General features: G+C 62.2%; 16 protein-coding genes. 8 read left to right on the top strand and 8 right to left on the bottom strand.

The genetic code is table 11. The annotated features are described in order from the left end of the window. Positions 1–239: 239 nt before the first annotated feature. Positions 240–1,889, bottom strand: a complete 1,650-nt coding sequence (gene dnaA, locus FME68_RS07025) for a chromosomal replication initiator protein DnaA (protein ID WP_158396869.1) — start codon at positions 1,887–1,889, stop codon at positions 240–242. A gap of 796 nt (positions 1,890–2,685) precedes the next feature. Here dnaA and rpmH point away from each other — a divergent pair. Genes rpmH through FME68_RS06985 form a run of 8 tightly spaced genes read left to right on the top strand, consistent with a single transcriptional unit; the run spans position 2,686 to position 7,622 of the window. After that, a complete protein-coding gene (rpmH, locus tag FME68_RS07020; RefSeq protein WP_003847033.1) occupies positions 2,686–2,829 on the top strand; it encodes a 50S ribosomal protein L34 in 144 nt (47 codons plus the stop codon). Positions 2,830–2,832: 3 nt separating this feature from the next. Next, on the top strand, positions 2,833–3,201 hold the full coding sequence (rnpA, locus tag FME68_RS07015; RefSeq protein ID WP_046648702.1) for a ribonuclease P protein component: 369 nt from the start codon (positions 2,833–2,835) through the stop codon (positions 3,199–3,201). Continuing rightward, complete coding sequence (gene yidD / locus FME68_RS07010; protein WP_175975006.1) at positions 3,189–3,467, top strand: membrane protein insertion efficiency factor YidD; 279 nt, start codon at positions 3,189–3,191, stop codon at positions 3,465–3,467. Before rnpA ends, yidD begins: the two co-directional genes overlap by 13 nt. Before the next feature lie 9 nt (positions 3,468–3,476). Continuing rightward, entirely contained in the window at positions 3,477–4,466 is a 990-nt protein-coding gene (gene yidC / locus FME68_RS07005) for a membrane protein insertase YidC (RefSeq protein ID WP_049155646.1), read from the top strand. Between the two features lie 23 nt (positions 4,467–4,489). Next, entirely contained in the window at positions 4,490–5,119 is a 630-nt protein-coding gene (gene rsmG, locus FME68_RS07000; RefSeq protein WP_328287757.1) for a 16S rRNA (guanine(527)-N(7))-methyltransferase RsmG, read from the top strand. A 10-nt stretch (positions 5,120–5,129) separates the two neighbouring features. After that, entirely contained in the window at positions 5,130–5,978 is an 849-nt protein-coding gene (locus FME68_RS06995) for a ParA family protein (protein WP_046648705.1), read from the top strand. Positions 5,979–5,984: 6 nt separating this feature from the next. Next, on the top strand, positions 5,985–7,040 hold the full coding sequence (locus tag FME68_RS06990) for a ParB/RepB/Spo0J family partition protein (RefSeq protein WP_328287756.1): 1,056 nt from the start codon (positions 5,985–5,987) through the stop codon (positions 7,038–7,040). Positions 7,041–7,046: 6 nt separating this feature from the next. Further along, positions 7,047–7,622 carry a hypothetical protein gene (locus FME68_RS06985; protein ID WP_071409613.1) on the top strand — a complete coding sequence of 192 codons (576 nt, stop codon included), beginning with the start codon at positions 7,047–7,049 and terminating at the stop codon, positions 7,620–7,622. A 5-nt stretch (positions 7,623–7,627) separates the two neighbouring features. Here FME68_RS06985 and FME68_RS06980 read toward each other — a convergent pair whose 3' ends face one another. The 7 genes from FME68_RS06980 to murJ all read right to left on the bottom strand — a co-directional run bounded on the left by FME68_RS06980 (position 7,628) and on the right by murJ (position 17,527). Then, positions 7,628–8,812 (bottom strand): N-acetylmuramoyl-L-alanine amidase, encoded by a 1,185-nt coding sequence (locus FME68_RS06980; RefSeq protein ID WP_328287755.1) that lies wholly within the window; start codon positions 8,810–8,812, stop codon positions 7,628–7,630. Between the two features lie 65 nt (positions 8,813–8,877). Continuing rightward, positions 8,878–9,201, bottom strand: a complete 324-nt coding sequence (trxA, locus tag FME68_RS06975) for a thioredoxin (RefSeq protein WP_046648711.1) — start codon at positions 9,199–9,201, stop codon at positions 8,878–8,880. A gap of 7 nt (positions 9,202–9,208) precedes the next feature. Then, complete coding sequence (gene trxB, locus FME68_RS06970) at positions 9,209–10,135, bottom strand: thioredoxin-disulfide reductase (RefSeq protein ID WP_049155640.1); 927 nt, start codon at positions 10,133–10,135, stop codon at positions 9,209–9,211. A 54-nt stretch (positions 10,136–10,189) separates the two neighbouring features. Next, positions 10,190–10,765, bottom strand: a complete 576-nt coding sequence (locus FME68_RS06965; RefSeq protein ID WP_158396865.1) for an RNA polymerase sigma factor — start codon at positions 10,763–10,765, stop codon at positions 10,190–10,192. Positions 10,766–10,870: 105 nt separating this feature from the next. Further along, positions 10,871–13,381 carry an aminopeptidase N gene (pepN, locus tag FME68_RS06960; RefSeq protein ID WP_158396863.1) on the bottom strand — a complete coding sequence of 837 codons (2,511 nt, stop codon included), beginning with the start codon at positions 13,379–13,381 and terminating at the stop codon, positions 10,871–10,873. Between the two features lie 158 nt (positions 13,382–13,539). Then, the gene (locus tag FME68_RS06955; RefSeq protein WP_158396861.1) at positions 13,540–14,073 is read right to left on the bottom strand and encodes a YceI family protein; all 534 of its coding nucleotides are present in this window, start codon (positions 14,071–14,073) and stop codon (positions 13,540–13,542) included. A gap of 211 nt (positions 14,074–14,284) precedes the next feature. Beyond that, the gene (gene murJ / locus FME68_RS06950) at positions 14,285–17,527 is read right to left on the bottom strand and encodes a murein biosynthesis integral membrane protein MurJ (RefSeq protein WP_158396859.1); all 3,243 of its coding nucleotides are present in this window, start codon (positions 17,525–17,527) and stop codon (positions 14,285–14,287) included. Positions 17,528–17,536: the final 9 nt, after the last annotated feature.

Genomic DNA, 17,536 nt, shown 5'->3' with positions numbered 1-17,536 from the left:
CCACAATCCATCCCCAGATCTATCGCCGCTGATCACAGGGTTGCTCACAAGGCTGAAGAGGCTGCTGATCTGCTGTGGAAGAAGAAAACGTGACGAGGATCTACAAATTACAACAGTGAAATTACACAGCTGTGAATAACTATGTGGATAAGTCTTCACCGATCAAAAAGACGCCCCGGCCCACGCCCGCGCGGAGGTTGTGCGGGGTGGGAGGGGACGTCGCCAAGCGCTGCGTGGTGCTAACGCTGGTTGTGGTTCTTCACGCGCTGGGTCAGCGCCTGGATCTCGTCGTAGGTGTTGCGGTTTTCTGTCATTTCCTTGCGGATCTTGCGGTCGGCATAGATGACGGTGGTGTGGTCCTTGCCGCCGAACTGATCACCGATCTTCGGCAGGGACAGCTCGGTGAGCTCGCGGCACAGGTACATCGCCAGCTGGCGGGCGTGGGCAACGGCGCGCTTCTTCCCGGAACCGCGCAGGGTGTCCACGTCGATGTTGAAGTAGTCCGCCGTGACCTCGATGATGGCCGCCGCGGTGATCTGGCGATCCGCGGAATCCGGGGCCAAATCGTGCAGGGCAATCTCCGCCATCTCTAGGCTGATCGGCTCATTGACCAAGGAAGAGTAAGCAGACACACGGATGAGCGCACCTTCCAGCTCGCGAATTGAGGATTCGAAGCGGGAGGCGATGAGCTCGAGGACCGAGCGATCGACGTCTGTGCCGTCCGCAGAAGCTTTCTTCATGAGGATGGCGATGCGGGTCTCCAGGTCTGGCGGCTGAATATCCGTAATCAGACCACCCTCAAAGCGGGTGCGGAGGCGATCCTCCAGGGTGGTCAGCTGCTTCGGCGGGCGGTCGGAGGACAAAATGATCTGCTTATTGGCCTGGTGCAGCGCATTGAAGGTGTGGAAGAACTCTTCCTGCGTGGACTCCTTGCCTTCCAAGAACTGGATGTCATCGACCATGAGGATGTCCAAGTTGCGGTAGCGGCGCTTGAAGGACTCTTGGCGGTCATCGCGTAGCGAGTTGATGTAATCGTTGGTGAATTCCTCCGAGGACACATATTTCACCCGCAGGCCCGGGTGCAGGACCTGGGCGTAATTTCCGGCCGCGTGCAACAGGTGCGTCTTGCCCAGCCCGGAGCCGCCCCAAATGAACAGTGGGTTATAGGCGCGGGCGGGGTTTTCCGCCACCGCCACGGCGGCACCGTTGGCAAAACGGTTGGAGGAACCGATGACGAAGTTCTCAAAAGTGTGTTTCGGGTTGAGAGACTTTTCGTGGTTCGGGTTATGCGCGGGTTCCTCGCGCGGAATGCGCGCGCCGGCTGCCTCCGAGTAGTCCGGGTAGCCGCTGGGAGCGGTGCTCTGCTGCTCACTGTAGTGCTGCGCTAACTCATCCAGGCTGGCCGGGGAATGCGCGGCATCCCATGAGCGCGGCTGATGATGAGCGGGCGGAGCGGGTTGGGCCGGCTGGGTCGGTGGCGTGGGCGGCATGGCTTGCTGGAAAGACTGAGCCTGGTGGCCCATGCCGTACTCCGGCGCCTCGGTCTGAATGGGGCGTTGGGGTGCGGGAGCTTCGGGCTCTTCCTGTGGAGCAGGCTGCGGGGGCGCGGCAATGGTCACAGCCAAGGAACACGGCCGGCCCATGTGCTGCGACAGAGCGCGGGTGATGTACTCTCCCAGCTCAGCCTCAATAACACTCTTGGCATTCTCGTGCGGGGCGGCAATCAACGCGTAGCCATCCCCGATCATGATGGGCTCTACGAGCTGGAGGTTGAGGCGTTGGCTGTGGGTGAAGTTGGGAACGTCCGAGTTCGGTTGTTCGGACTGTGCCAGCAAATCACTGACCACAGCTTTCCAGCTGGCCCTTAGGGCTGCTTGCGGATCAGACAAAACGCCTACCTTCTGTGTGCTTCACGGCCACGCGGTGCCGGCGGATGAGGCCGGCCACAGCTACTTACGTGTCTGAAGGAGAGGCTTCAGGGCCGCAGTATGTACTGCGTGACTGTGGGTTGGATCGGGGACGGATGGACGGATGAGGAAGAGACGGTGGTGCGGAAATTCCAATTTCTTGTGATTTCCACCGGGGATTCCACACGATGTTTTAGCGTGTAACCTCGGATTCCACAAAGTTATCCACAGGTGTGAATAGGTGGTTTATCCACAGCCTATCTCATGGCTGTGGATAACTTTACATCGGCTCCTTAATGCAGTTGACCTGCGCAAATAGCAAAAGTCTCAAGTTATGATTGAGAGTTATCCACACCCTGTGGGCGGCTGTGGAATTAGATTCCTCAGTTGTACCGCGTTATGGGGATGCTGTCTAACGCACTTCTTTGCACGCCTGGCGCGACCGCGGCTCGTCCGTGCCACGGTCGGTGCGAGGAGGCATTGACCGCGCAGCATGTGGGTGAAAAGTGGCGCTCTAGCTGCGGATAAAAACATCCTTGTAATTTCGGGGACACCCAGTGTGTCGATTTGTTTAGCGCGCTACCTGTCACGTAACCTGTGATGGTCTATCGCAACAGTGCATGGTGCACATGTTGCATGTGGGAATGCCTCGCCACGCCTCATGGCGCTTCAAGTGCGAAGCCTCATCCCCACGTACACCATTCATCAGTGGATGTTTAAGCCTGAGCGCCGTTGGCGCTGGGCTGTGCCATCCACCAACAACTTCAAGGAGTTAATCGTGGCAAAGGGTAAGCGTACCTTCCAGCCGAACAACCGTCGTCGCGCTCGCAAGCACGGCTTCCGTACCCGCATGAGCACCCGCGCCGGCCGCGCTATCGTCGCCGCTCGTCGCAAGAAGGGTCGCGCTAAGCTCACCGCTTAATTCATGCTTCCAGCCCAGCACAAGCTCACGTCCCCGAGGCAGTTTCGGCGGACCATCAAGGGCGGGCGCCGGGCGGGCACGCGCACTGCCGTCGTGCATTTGCGCTTTAATGACGGTGAAGACGACATCGCGGCCACTGGGCCGCGGTTCGGCCTCATTGTGTCGAAAGCCGTCGGGAATGCCGTGGTTCGCCACCGCACCTCCCGGCGGCTTCGTCATGTGTGCATGTCGCTCATGCGCGATGGAGTCAACGGGAAAGCTTTACCCGCCAATGTCGACATCGTTATTCGTGCGCTGCCCGCCAGCAGCGAGGCCACCAGCCAGCGTCTTGAGCGTGATATCCGCAAAGCGTTAAGCACATGGGATATCTGAACTCCCAAGGCCAAGAGATCCCCGAAGCCCGCGGGTTCGGCAGGGTCTTGGTTTACGGGGTGCGCTTCTACCAAAAGCATGTGTCAGGCCTTAAGATGGTCTCCACCTGTCGTTTTGAACCGACGTGCAGTGCCTATGCCCTCGAAGCCATCTCCATCCATGGAGCCTTCAAGGGAACGGGCATGGCGCTCGCCAGGTTATGCAAGTGCGGTCCCTGGCACCCGGGTGGGTTTGATCCGGTACCGACCAAACAACAACTGAGGTAAACAACTCTCGTGCTTAATTTCATCTATTGGCCAATTTCAGCCGTCTTGTGGTTCTGGCATTGGCTCTTGAGCTTCGTTCTTGATTCCGCATGGGGCGGGACCTGGATCATCGCCATCGTCCTGCTGACGTGGACGCTCAAGGCCATCATGGTCAAGCCGACCATCACGCAGCTGCGCTCTTCACGCAAGATGCAGGAGATCCAGCCGCAAATTCAGGAACTGCGCACCAAGTACGCCAATGACCAAACCAAGGCGGCGCAGGAGATGCAGCGCATCTACAAGGAAGCTGGCGTCCGCCCCGTGGCGGGCTGCCTGCCCATGTTCGCGCAGATCCCCATGTTCATTGGTCTCTTCCACGTGCTGCGCTCCTTCGACCGCACCGTGGCCGTCGCCGGTGGCATCGGGCACCCGGCCGGTGAGGCGATGTCAGAGGAAATGAACGCATCCATCGCCAACTACATCTTCAAGCCCGAGCTGGTGAAGCAGTTCGTGGACGCGAAGATCTTTGGCGTGCCGCTGGTGGCTAATCTGAGCCTGAACTCCGGTTTGGAGATCGTTAAGGAGACCACCACCATGCAGGCGGCCGTTATTATCGTGCCGCTCATCGCCATCATTGCGGTGCTCACGCACTTCAACGCCCGCATGTCCCTCAACCGCCAGGAGGCACGCCGCGCCGCCGGCAAGACCGCTACCCCGCAGGGCCAGAACGCGGAAATGATGCAGCAGCAGATGGCCATGATGAACAAGATGATGCTGTGGTTCATGCCGGCCATGCTGGTCTTCTCCGGCTTCATTTGGCCCATCGGTCTGCTCTTCTACATGCTGGCTAACACCGTGTGGACCTTCTTCCAGACTCGCATCGTCTACGCCAAGATGGACCGCGAGGAAGAAGAAGAGGCAGCCGCCAAGGCTGAGCTCAAGCGCACCTCCGCGCCGAAGCCGGGTGCACGCAAGAAGGACAATCGCTCCAAGAAGCAGCGCCGTAAGAACAATAACTAGAAATTAACCCAGGAGTTTTCACAGTGACTGAATCTGTGTCCGACACTGTGCCACTGGACCCGTCTGACGTCTTCGGATCGCGTCTGCCGCTCGCGCAGAAGTATCACGATTCGCTCGCTACGGACGGGTCCACTCGTGGTTTTATCGGCCCCCGCGAGGTTCCGCGCCTGTGGGAGCGCCACCTCATTAACTGCGCCGTGGTCGCCGAGGTCATGCCGCAGAACGCTACGCTTATCGACGTCGGCAGTGGCGCCGGCCTGCCCGGCATCCCGCTTGCCATCGCGCGCCCTGACCTGAAGATCACTCTCATCGAGCCGTTGCTCAAGCGCTCGACCTACCTCAACGAGGTCGTCGACCTGCTGGGTCTGGATAACGTCACCGTCATCCGCGGCCGCGCCGAGGAAGGCCCCGTGAAAAAGCAGGTGCAGGGCGCCGACATCGTGACCTCCCGCGCGGTGGCCCCGCTGGGCAAGCTGGCCAAGTGGTCCTTGCCGCTGGTGTGTAAAGGCGGCGAGATGATCGCTCTCAAGGGCTCCTCAGTCCATGAGGAGCTGGAGCGCGACGCTGCCGATATCAAGCGCGCGGGTGGCGGAAAAGCCGAGGTCATGACCATCCACGGCACCACGATTATCCGTGTCCCGCGCGTGAACTAAAGTAGACGGCATGACTCATCCTCGTCTTATCACCATCGCGAACCAGAAGGGTGGCGTGGGTAAAACCACCTCCGCCGTCAACCTTGCCGCCGCGCTCGCTGAGGCCGGCAAGAAGGTCTTGGTGATCGACTTGGACCCGCAGGGCAACGCCTCCACCGCGGTAGGCGCGGAGCATACCTCCGGCACCAAATCCAGCTATGAGGTCCTTTTGGGTGACTGCAGCGCGGACGAAGCAATGCAGCACTGCCCCGACGATGAGAACCTCTACTGCATCCCGGCCACCATTGATCTGGCCGGCGCTGAGATCGAAATGGTTTCTCTGGTCCGCCGCGAGTTCCGCCTTTATGACGCCCTGCACAACGGTTTTCTTGAGGAGCACGGCTTCGACTACGTCTTCATCGACTGCCCGCCCTCCCTGGGCCTGCTCACCATCAATGCGATGACGTGTGCGGAGGAAGTCATCATCCCCATCCAGTGCGAGTACTACGCGCTGGAGGGCGTGGGCCAGTTGCTGGGCAATATTTCCATGATTCGGGAGCACCTCAACGAAGACCTTCACATCTCCGGCGTGCTGCTCACCATGTTCGATGCCCGCACCAAGCTGGCTGAGCAGGTGGCCAATGAGGTGCGTGAGCAATTCGGCGCCGTCGTTTTGGGCAACGTCATCCCGCGTTCCGTGCGCGTTTCGGAGGCGCCGGGCTATGGTAAGACGGTTATCGCTTATGACCCGTCGTCGACAGGCGCCCGCGCCTACTCCGCCGCCGCACGCGAGCTGGACAAGCGCGGAGACTACACGCCGCACCCCACCACGGGTGCCATCGGCGTGAGCCCAGAGATTTTCGCGGAATTGGAAGGATAGGACATCGTGGCAGATAAGAAGGCAGACCAGAAGCCGGAGCAGCGCCAAGGCGGCCTGGGTAAGGGCCTGGCCGCGCTCATTCCGTCTGGCCCGGGTGCTCCCTCCCGCAAGCCGCGCCTCGGGGATTCGGCGGCTGACATTATTCTCGGCGCATCCGCCGGCACTCCTAAGGATGGCGGCACGAAAAGGGTGCAGGGTGCGCCGACCATCCAGCAGTCCACTGGCTCGAAGAAGCGGCAGGCGAAACCTTCGGTGATTGGCGCGACGTACCGCGAGATCTCCGTCGGGGACATCATGCCGAACCCGAAGCAGCCGCGTTCTGTCTTCGACGAAGATGAGCTGGCGGAGCTGGTCCACTCGATCAAGGAGTTCGGCCTGCTGCAACCGGTCGTTGTGCGCCCCGCCGAGGAGGGCGGCTTCGAGCTCATCATGGGTGAGCGCCGCTGGCGCGCCTCCTCCAAGGCGGGCCTGGCCACCATCCCGGCCATTGTGCGCGATACCAAGGATGATGATCTGCTGCGGGATGCGCTTCTGGAGAACATCCACCGCGTGCAGCTCAACCCGCTGGAAGAGGCCCACGCCTACCAGCAGCTGCTGGAGGAATTCGGCGTGACCCAGAACGAGTTGGCTGATCGCATCGGCCGCTCCCGCCCGCAGGTCACCAACATGATTCGCCTGCTCAAGCTGCCGGTCAACGTGCAGAAGCGCGTCGCCGCAGGCACCTTGTCCGGTGGCCATGCCCGCGCGCTGCTGGGTCTGCCGGATGCCGAGGCCATGGAGCTCATTGCTAACCGCATCGTGGCTGAGGGCCTGTCCGTGCGCGCCACGGAGGAAGCCGTCACCCTATACAAGCGCGACGGCAAGCCGGCCGAGCCAAGCAAGAAGCCTGCCGCCCCGCAGCCGCAGTTCTTTACCGATTCCGCTGAGCGTCTGGCCGATCGCTTTGATACCAAGGTCACCGTCACCATGGGCAAGCGCAAGGGCAAGATGGTCGTCGAATTCGGCGACCAGGAAGATTTCGAGCGCATTTTGGCCCTCATTGAGGGCAAGGAAAGCAGCTAGCTGACCATGCTTGTCCAAGCCGTCAAGGAAGGTGTTGCCATCAACCCCTTGGCGGCCCGATCCATCTTCTGGGAGCTGAAGACCACGGTCGCTGATCCGGCTTTCGAGAAGGAAGCATGGATCAGCGCCACCCTGCTGCGCTGCGGCGAGTGCGGTTTTACCGTGGGCGATGAAGCCACCGTGTTCTTCTGCCCGCCCGATCTTGCCCCCGGTGCCGCCAAGCTGCCCACCTCCCCTGTTTCGGAGGACGCGGTGCTGGTGTCCTCCCTGTTCGTGAAGTCGCACCGTGCGGCGAAGGGCCTCGAGGCAGTGCTTCTCGACGCCACCATCATGCATCTCACCTCCCGCGAAGCCAGCGCCGTTGAGGCCTTTGGTTACCGTGATGCCCGCGCCGCCGAGAATCTTTTGCGGGATAAGCCCGGCCGTATCGGCCTACTACCGGTAGAAACGCTGGAATCCGCCGGTTTCAGGGTGGAGCGCGATCACCCCATCACGCCGCGCCTGCGCCTCGAGCTGCCGCCTGCCTTCGATCTGCTGACCGCAGCCGCCGTGGAAGACCTCCTCGCCCGCGCCTTGGCCTGAGCCCGTTAGGAGGAGCGCTCCGCGCGCAGGAGCTCGTCGAAGCGGTAGGTGCCGGTCACGGCGGTGTCGTCGTCGAGGAGGTAGAGGCGCTTGACGGAGACGACGATGGCCTCGGCGATGTCATCGCGGCACTCTGGGTTAGTCAGAATCGCCACGTCCTTCGGGCTGGTCAGGTAACCCAGAACTACCTGCACCACCGGCATCTGCGTCAAGCGCAGCAGCGCCCACGTGCGGCCGTGGTTGCGGCAGTTGCCCAGCTCGGTGCGGGCAACGATCTCGCGCTGGATGAAGCCGGAGAGCGTCTCCCCAATGAGAGAGGAATTGCCGGACTCAGAACCGAAGTAGAAGGTGGCTACGCCATTGGCTTTTTCCGTGGGGTACTCATCGCAGGCGAGTGAAATAACCAAGTCAGCGCCAAAGGCATTGGCAATGTCGGCGCGATCGTGGATGGAGGGATCATCGGTACGCGGGCGGGAGATGATGGTCTCCATGCCGGCGGCAATCATGCGGCCGGCGACGCGCTCGGCCAGATCCCAGAGGATCTCTTCTTCCGTGATGTCGCCATATCGGCCCTTGACCGTGCGGCCCTTGTTGAAGCCGCCGAGGCTGGGGTCGATCACCACGCGCTTGCCCGCCAGCTTGGGCCCCGCGTTGCGCACGCGCTCGCGCTCTTGGATATTGTGCGCCGAGCCGCCCGTGATCCGCCGGCCCAGCAGATTGAGCGCGTTGATGGTGGCTGGGCCGCAAATGCCATCGCTGCGCAGGCCGGAGTTCAGTTGGTATTCCGCCAGCGCCGCGTAGGTGCGGGCGCCGAAATGGCCATCGATGCGTTCTTGGTAAAAGCCGAGTTCCTGGAGCTGTTGCTGCAGCTGGGATACATCATCTCCCACCTGCACGTTGCCCGGTTCATAAGCCAGCACGCGCGCGCCCAAGGTGTAGGAAGCCTGACGCAGCTCACGCAAAGTAAGGTCATCAATATCGCCACTGGGCACGATGCCACGGGATTGCTGGAAGGCTTTGAGCACTTGCGCCAGCTCGCTATCAAAGTGCTTATCGGCTTCGGAGTACTTCTGCTTCTTCCAGTCGGACAAGGTCCCCTGGTAGTCAGTCATCAGGCCGAGGCGGGCAAGGGTTGCGCGTGCTTCGGCGACCCGAACGCTCTGGTCACCTACACGTAAAACGCGGTTCACACCTACCCCTTTCGTGATCAAGGAGGCGCACCTTAGTGCGCCGTCAACGAGTTAAAGACTACCAGTTAGAGCTGCTTCTTTACCTGTGCCACGATGTCGGCCTTAGAACGCAGGCCAACGAACTCATCGACCTTCTCGCCGTTCTTGAAAATCAGGACGGAGGGAATGGACATGATCTGGAACATGGCACCCAAAGTGCGCTCTTCATCCACGTTGACCTTGACCACGGAGACGTCATCACCGAGCTCCTCGGCGACCTCCTCGAGGATCGGGGACAGCTTCTTGCACGGCCCACACCATTCGGCCCAGAAGTCCACGACGACGGGCTTGCCTGCCTCCACGACGTCGGCGCGGAAGGAATCAGTAGTGACGTTTTTAATGTTGCTCATGTGATCACTAACGGTTCTCGGCGAGGAAATGTTCCGCATCAATGGCCGCGCGGCAGCCGGAGCCCGCAGCGGTGATGGCCTGCTGGTAGTGGTCATCCACCAAGTCACCACAGGCAAAGACACCTGGCAGCGAGGTCTTGGTGGACGGCTGCTCTACCACCACGTAGCCAGCTTCATCGGTCTCTACCTGGCCGTTAAGGAAGCCGGAGCGCGGATCGTGGCCAATGGCCACGAACATGGCGGTCAGGTCGAGTTCACTGGTCTCACCGGTCAGCACGTTTTTTACCTCGAGGGCACCGACCTTGCCATCCTTCTCCAGGACGCGCTCGACGGTGGTGTTGGTCAGCCACTTAATCTTTGGATTGTCCTTGGCGCGCTCCAGCATGATCTTGGAGGCGCGGAAGTTCTCCGAGCGGTGAATAATGGTGACGGTCTCGGCGAACTTGGTGAGGAAGGTAGCCTCCTCCATGGCGGAATCGCCGCCGCCGACGACGGCGATGTTGTGGTCCTTGAAGAAGAAGCCATCGCAGGTGGCACATGCGGACACGCCGCGGCCGGTCAGCTCCGATTCGCCCGGAATACCCAGGTAGCGCGGAGCGGCACCGGTAGCGAGGATGACAGCACGGGCTTCATAAACCTCGTCGCCCACGTGCAGCTTCTTCACCTCGCCTTCGAGCTCGACGGAATCTACGACTTCCATGCGCAGGTCGGCACCGAAGCGGATGGCCTGGGCGCGCATCTCTTCCATGAGCTCAGGGCCCATGATTCCCTTCTGGAAGCCCGGGTAGTTCTCTACCTCGGTGGTGTTCATGAGTTCGCCACCGTATTCAAAGCCCTCGAAGACGATGGGATTGAGCTCGGCGCGTGCTGCGTAGAGCGCTGCGGTGTAGCCGGCGGGGCCGGAGCCGACGATGGCGACATCGTGGATAGTCACTAAAAACTCCCTTGAAACGATAATTTTTAAGTAAGACTCAGATTCTACTCGCCCTCAGTCTATCGCCGCACGCAACACTTGCCGAGCCCGGGCTCGGCGCGACTTCACCGTGCCCGGCGCAACCCCCTGCACCTTGGCCACGGTATCGATGGGATAGCCAGCCACGTCGGTGAGGTACAGCGCCTCGCGCTGGTCCTCGCGCAAGGTTTCCATCGCTTGGGCCACCGTGATGCGTTCCGCCAGGTTTTCGCTGGGGTTGTGTGCGAGCGCATAGTTGCGGTCATCCTCAATGATCTCCGCATCCAGGGATGCGTTCTCTCGGTTCGATCGGTGGTTGAGGAAGTCATAGCCGGAGTTCATCACCAGCCGGTGCAGCCACGTACTCAGGGTGGCATCGTGTCGGTAGGAGGCCATATTGCAGCTGGCCTTGAGCAGGGCCTCCTGCACGATGTCCTGCGCATCATCATCGTTGCGTGTGTAGCGCCGCGCCATGGCGGTCAGGCGCGCGCGGTGCTTCTCGACGATTGCCGAAAAAGCCTTAGTATCTCCGCCAATGAAGGCGTCGACGAGTTCACGATCGGTCGGCTGTGCTGACACTAAGAATCCCCCCGGAAACTTGAGCAATGACATTTGGGTCAACACAGCCCCCAGCCGAAGCCGATGGTTTGTGATTGTCCCCCCGTTAATGTGTCTGCGAGTTTACGGGAAGATTCTTCTGTCCGCTACGCGAAGCGCTTATTGCGCGGCACGGACGCGTTGCGCGCGACGCAGCGCATCCTGGCATTCCAGCAGCACGCGGCGCAGCGCACGTGGGCGCTCGGTGGCCAGGAACTCGCTGGTGGCGGCGTCGGCCATTGCGAGATCCGGGTAGAGCCCGCGCACGAGGCGGTTGGCAATTTCGATGGGGTGCTCCTCCCACAGCTGAGACAACGAGTCGAAGTATTCCTGGGCAAAGGCCTCGGTGAGGTGGGCCGAGCGCGGCGCGTTGAACGCCGCGAGCAGGGAATCCACCTCCGCGTTGGAGTACTTACCCGGCGTGCGCACGAGGTCGAAGACTTCGCGCTTGAGCTCGGCAGACGGGAAGGCGTGGGAGGCGCCCAGGTAGGCGGCGGCACCGGTGAGCGTGTTATCGCGCTCCTTCTCCGCCTCGAGCTCCTCGGCGCTGACGGCATCGCGGGCGGCCAGCGCGCGCAAGATGGCCCAGCGGATGTCCGGGTCGAGGGCGAGGCCGTCGAGGGAGCCGTCGTAAAGCGCGCGCAGGCGCTGCGTGCCGGACTCCGCCGGGGTGGCGGCAAGTGCCTGGATGGCGGCGCGGGCGACGGTGAGCTGTGCGTCGGAGCCTGCCGGTGCTTGCTGTAGCACCTCCCAGAGGCGCTCGGCGTAGTCGGCGCGAATCTCCTCGCGAGCCTCCTCGCCCACAAAGTGGTTGATGGCATAGGCGGCGTTGGCGAAGGCCGTGGTCAGAAGCGTCGGGTTGGACTCCGCCGGAGCGTGCTTCAGCACGGTGTCGAGGTAGGAGCGCACCGGCCACTCGCCATCGCGGGTGAGGTTCCACAGGGAGGTCCAGATGACCGCGCGGGAGAGCTCATCCGGAACGTCAGACAGGCGCGTGCGAATGGTCTCCAAGGAGGTCTCGTCGAAGCGGACCTTGGCGTAGGTGTGGTCGCCGTCGTTCAGCAGCAGCAACGCCGGCGCCTGAAGCCCAGAAGCCTCGTCGAGGATGGTGCGCTCGCCCTCCAGATCGACGTCAAGGGTGGCGTATTTGTTCAGGGAGTCATCGAATAGCGTCACGTTGAGGCGGTGCGGGCGCGTGGTGTCTTCGGCCTCGACCACGATGGCGAGCTCGTGAATCTTGTCGCCGTCCGTGTGCAGTTCCGGGGTCAGCGTATCCGGGCCCCACGTGCGCAGCCAGGCGGTGGACCAGGCATCGAGGTCGCGGTCGGTGTGCTTCTTCAGCGCCTTGAGCAGGTCCTCGAAGGTTGCGGCAGCAAAGGCGTGCTCCTGGAAGTAGTCGCGCGCGCCGGCGTAGAAGTTCTCGCGGCCCACGTAGTGCACCAGCTGCTTGAGCACCGCCGCTCCCTTGGCATAAGTAATGCCGTCGAAGTTCTGGCGCGCGGCATCCACGTCCGGGATCTCGGCCTTGATCGGGTGCGTGGTGGGCAGCTGATCCTGCAGGTAGGCCCAGTTCTTGCGCTGGCCTGCGAAGTTGACCCATGCCTCGGTGTAGTCGGTGGCATGCACCGAGGAATCCGCGCCCATGAACTCCGCGAAGGACTCCTTGAGCCACAGGTCATCCCACCACTGCGGGGTGACTAGGTCTCCGAACCACATGTGCGACATCTCGTGCAGGATGGTGTTCGTGCGCCCGGCATGCTGCGCGCGGGTGGCGGCGGAACGGAAGAGGTAATGCTCCGTAAAGGTCACCAGGCCGGGGTTCTCCATCGCACCCAGGTTGTACTCCGGAACGAAGATGGAATCGTACTTGCCCCACGGGTACGGGTAGCCGTAGTTGCTGTGGAAGAAGTCCATGCCCTGCGCGGTGACCTGCAGGATCTCATCATCCAGGTACTCCACCATGGAGGCGCGGGCAAAGGCGCGCAGCTCCACTTCCAAGGACCCATCGGGTGCGGTCCAGGTGCTGTGCTTCTCGACGTACGGCCCCGCCGCAAACGCCGTCAAATACGTCGACAGCAGAGGCGTCGGCGCGAAGTGCGCTACTTCCCTGCCCTCGGTCTTCTCGCGGCCAACCTCCGGCTGGTTGCTGAGCAGCTGCCAGCCTTCCGGGCCGGTGAGGTGCACCTCGTAGCTGGCCTTGAGATCCGGCTGGTCAAAGCAGGGGAAGATGCGGCGGGCATCAGAAGGCTCGAGGTGCGAGTAGAGGTACGTGGTGTCATCGGCTTGGTCGTGCATGCGGTGCAGGCCCTGGCCGGTGCGGGAGTAATAGGAGGAGCCGGTGATCTCCACGGTGAGCTCTTCCCCCACTGGAAGATTGCGCAGGTACACGCGTCCGCCGTCGAAGGTGTTCTCCACCTCCTCGCCGTTGACGCGCACTGAGTGCACGGCCTTGCCCAGGTAGTCCACGAAGGTTTCGGGTTCAGTGGTGGTGAATGTAATACGTGAGGTGACCTCGTAGGAATCGGCGTCGGTTGCGGCGCTCGTGACGTCGAGGTATAGCTCGTAGGTGCTCAGGCGCAGCGCGGCGCTGCGGGCGGAAGCTTCTGCATGGGTGAGGTTTGCGGTAGTCATGCGCTACATCTTAAACGTCACTGCGGTGCGTATCACAGGTAAGCTGCTCAAAGTTGTTTCAAACAACTCCGCAAAAACTGTTGCCCGTAGTGCCGAAATGGGCACTACGGGCAACAACTTAGAACTACTTCCTACGGTGAGGTTTCGCGCTTTATGGCTTACTGCTTAATCGCAGAAACCTCGAGCTCGATCTTGATCTCCTCGGAGACCAGCACGCCGCCGGTCTTCAGCGGGGCGTTGAAGTCGATGCCGAAGTCGAGGCGGTTAATGGAGGTCTTGGCCTCGAAGCCTAGGCGGGTGTTGCCAAAGGGATCCTCAGCGACGCCGGTCTCTTCCACCTTGAAGTCGACAGACTTGGTGGTGCCCTTGATGGTGAGGTCACCGGTGACGGTGCCCTCGCCTGCCTCGTTAACGTCGAATTTAGTCGCGGTGAAGGTCATCTCCGGGAACTTCTCAACGTCGAAGAAGTCCTCACCCTTCACGTGTGCATCGCGGTCAGCGTTCTTGGTGTCGATGGACGCGGTCTTCACCGTGGCGGTGGCGGCGGAGTCAGCAATGTTCTCCCCTACGGTCAGGGTGCCGTCGAACTCGTTGAAATTGCCGCGCACCTTGGTGATCATGGCGTGGCGGGCGACAAAGCCGATGGTGGTGTGTGCCGGGTCCAGTGCGTACGTTCCTGCAGTGATAGTCATGGGGGTTCCTCAGTTCTCTAGTTTGTTGACGTGACAACAACAATTATACGCCCCTCCCCTTATCTGTCAAGGGAAGAGAGCGCAAGAACTACAAAGCCCCAGACCTGCAACCCGAAACCTGCAGGTGGGCGTCGTCAAGCGCGTTGCACATCTGAGTCAGCGAGCAGGGAGTTGCGGGATCGAGGTCTGGGGAAATGCGTGAGGAGGTGCGTTAGTTGGTGGGGATGCCCACCAGGGTGGCCTCCTCCAGCGTGACGGAACCGGACTTGGGCATGTCAGTAAAGAGGATGAGGGCGCCGTCGAAGGCCACGGGCTTCTTCTTCAGCTCGATGTCCTGGCGTGCGCTGGTCAGGGTGCCGTGCGCGAGTTCGGTGAGCGTGCCGGATTCCGGATCCGTGGGATCGAAATCCTTGGTATCCACCCCGTAGACCACGTACTTCGCGCCGATGGAATCCTTCTGTTCCAGCGGTAGCACGTGCAGCTGCGTGGGCTTGTCAATGCTGAGCAGAAGTCCGGATTCTGCTTCCTTCGTGGTCCATTCGCCCGTGACCTCCTTGCCCTCCGGAACGGACGTGCTCTTGACGTCCTTGAACAAGACCGGCGGGACGTTGGGGAACGTGGCCTCCGTCGAGGCTTCGCTCTTGGTCACCACCGGGGAAGTCTTTTCGTTACCCACCTGGGAGAGGATCCACACGCTCAGCGCGGCCATCGCCACGACGAAGAGGGTGGCAAGAACGCCCAGCACGATGGTGCCGGAGCCCGAGTAGCCGCGGCCGCCGAAGCCCGGTGCGGGGCTCGGATCCTCCTTGCGCGGGGTTTCCTCCACTGGAACCTGGAGGGTTTCCTCGCCCTCTTCGCCATCGCCGGCGAAGGCCGCCAGGCGGTGAGCGATGTCCTCGAGATCGGAGTCCTCGCCCTCTTCGGCATCGGCGGCAATCTCCTGCAGCACCTCCGGGGTGGGCTTGGTGGACTCCACGAGGAGCGAGATGGCGGAGGACAGCGCCGAGCGGTCCGTCTCCTCATCGTTGCTGTGCAGTACCGCGGGGAAGGCCAGCGTGGCAACGCCCTCGGTGGAAATGCGGATGCGGTTGCGGTTCTCAATACCCAGCACGAGGTCCGCCGCGTGGGCGGCGGCCGTGGTGCGCACCAGCGGTACCAAGGCGTGGGCCACGGCGCGCGGATCGAGGTCCTTGTCTTCCGACACCGTCTTCAACGAGGTGCCCTCGACCCAGTCCGCCACGACGAGGCAGCCCTGGCGGTAGGACAGGATATCGATGTTCTCCGCCACGGCATCCAGCTCCATTTCCGCCAGGCGGCGCGTGGCGCGGGAGACCTCTGCGGAGCGGCGGGCGGCCACGGCCGGGGTGGCCGGAGCCATGGGGGCCTCGCCCGTGGTGTCCACGAAGGTCAGCGATACCAGGCGTCCGGTGGCCTGTTCGCGGGCCTTCCAGAAGCGGGTACCCGGGGCGGAGCCATAATCCTTGAGCAGGCGGAAGCGGCCATCGGAGACTGGGGCACCCGGCACCAGGCGCGGGCCGCGGACGATACCGGCAGACATCGGCGGCGGCACCGGCGAGGAGTTGAAGGCATCTACGCTGAAGATGGGCTGGAACTCCAGCTGCTCCGGGGCTTCGACCTCGATGGCCTCGGCATGCTCGATCTTGATGATGCGGGACATGCCGGGGATGCGCTGCAGCTGGCGGCCCAGGTTGATGACTTCCGGCAGACCCGAACGCGAGAGCACGATGCCGGTCACGATCACGAAGACCAGGCCCACGACGGCCAGCTTGAGCAGGTACACAAACGGCGGCACCTGTGCTGGGAGGACGAGGTTGATGCCGTAGTTGATGGCGTAGGCAACGACCAGACCCACGAGGGAGGCCAGCACTGACCAGATAGTCGTCGCGATGACCGCGCGGCCACCCAGGCTGCCCAGCTTGCGCTTGAGCAGGAAGCCACCGATGACCGCGCCGGCCACGAAGCCGAAGCCGTTGGCCGTGCCCAGCAGGATGACCACGCGCTCCGGGGAGTCCGCCACGTGCGGGGCCAGCAGGGAGAGCACCACCTTGGTCAGCGTGATGCCGGCGATGATGAACGTCGGCGTCCACGCTTCCTCGCGGGCGTAGAACACGCGCAGGTGCAGCAGCACGAGGGCATAAGGAATCAGAGTAAAGGCAGAGAAGCTCAGCGTGAGGCCGAGCAACTCGGCCGCATCCGCGTCGAAGGCGCCGTACTGGAAGAGGCCGCGGGCAATCGGGATGCCGAAGCCCGTCATGAAGATGACGATCGGAATCAGGGCGATAAACGTCAGCTTCGTGCCCAGCGTGAGATCCCGAACCACGGCCTTGACGTCACCGTCCGCGGCGTTGCGGGACAGGCGCGGCATAATCGCGGTCAGCAGGGTGACACCAATGACGCCGTAGGGCACCTGCAGAAGCAGCCAGGCCTGTTGGTAGGTAAAGGGCGCGCCGTCGTCCGCATGCGCCGCCACGCGGGAGGTGATGACATAGCCCAGCTGGGAAATGGCCACGTAGGCCACGATGGCCAACGCCATGCCACCGAACTGTTTGAGCCGGTCATCTAGGCCCCAGAGCGGCTTGAGGTTAATACCCGCCTTCTTGAGGTACGGGAACAAGATGAGGCATTGAACCACGACGCCCGCCGTGGTACCAAGCGCCAAGAGCAGCACGTGCCCGTCCGTGATCGGCGAGGGCGCATTGGGATGTAGGCTGCCCGGCACCAGCTGATAGGCCACGAGCACCGAGATCGAGATGATGTTATTGACCACCGGCGCCCACGCGCCCGGCCCGAAGATGTTCTTGGTGTTGAGCACCGCTTGGAAGAGCGCGAAGAGCCCGTAGAAGAAGATCTGCGGTAGCAGCAAATAGGCAAAGGAGGTGGCCTGCACGGCGTTGACCTTGCCGTCCTCCGGCAACATCATGCGCGTGAGCTGCGGGGCAAAGATGCAGGAGAGCACCGTGATCGTCGCCAGCAGGGAGAAGGCCAGCGTGAAGAGGCGGCGGACGAAGGCCTCGCCGCGGTCGGAGTCTTCCTTCTCCGCGCGCACGAGCACGGGCACGACGAGCGAGGTGAGCACCGCGCCCAGCACGATCTCCGTGATGAGGTTGGGCAGCTGGTTCGCCGTGGTGAAAGCGGAAGAAATGGCGGGGCCGAGCGACGAGCCGATGAGAACGTTGCGGATGAATCCCGTGATGCGGGAGATCATCGTCGCGATGGCCATCGAACCGGTGGCGCGCACAACGGCGCGGTCGGAGTTCTCTTCGCCGGGGGACTCACTCGGGGCCGAGGCAGACTTGCCCTTCAGTCCCGAACGGTCCTCGAGTTCGTCGTCGACAGCAACGACGCCGCTCGGCGCGCGCTTTTCCGGGACCGGTGCCGGCGGCGAGGGCGTCACAATGCGTCGACGGGCACCAGACATAGGTTCATGTGTCATAGAGAAAAA

It is taken from the genome of Corynebacterium hiratae, from assembly GCF_009708045.1.
Taxonomy (GTDB): Bacteria; Actinomycetota; Actinomycetes; order Mycobacteriales; family Mycobacteriaceae; genus Corynebacterium; species Corynebacterium hiratae.
The sequence above is the reverse complement of the archived record's forward strand: the minus strand, read 5'-3'. Positions and strand labels throughout refer to the sequence as shown.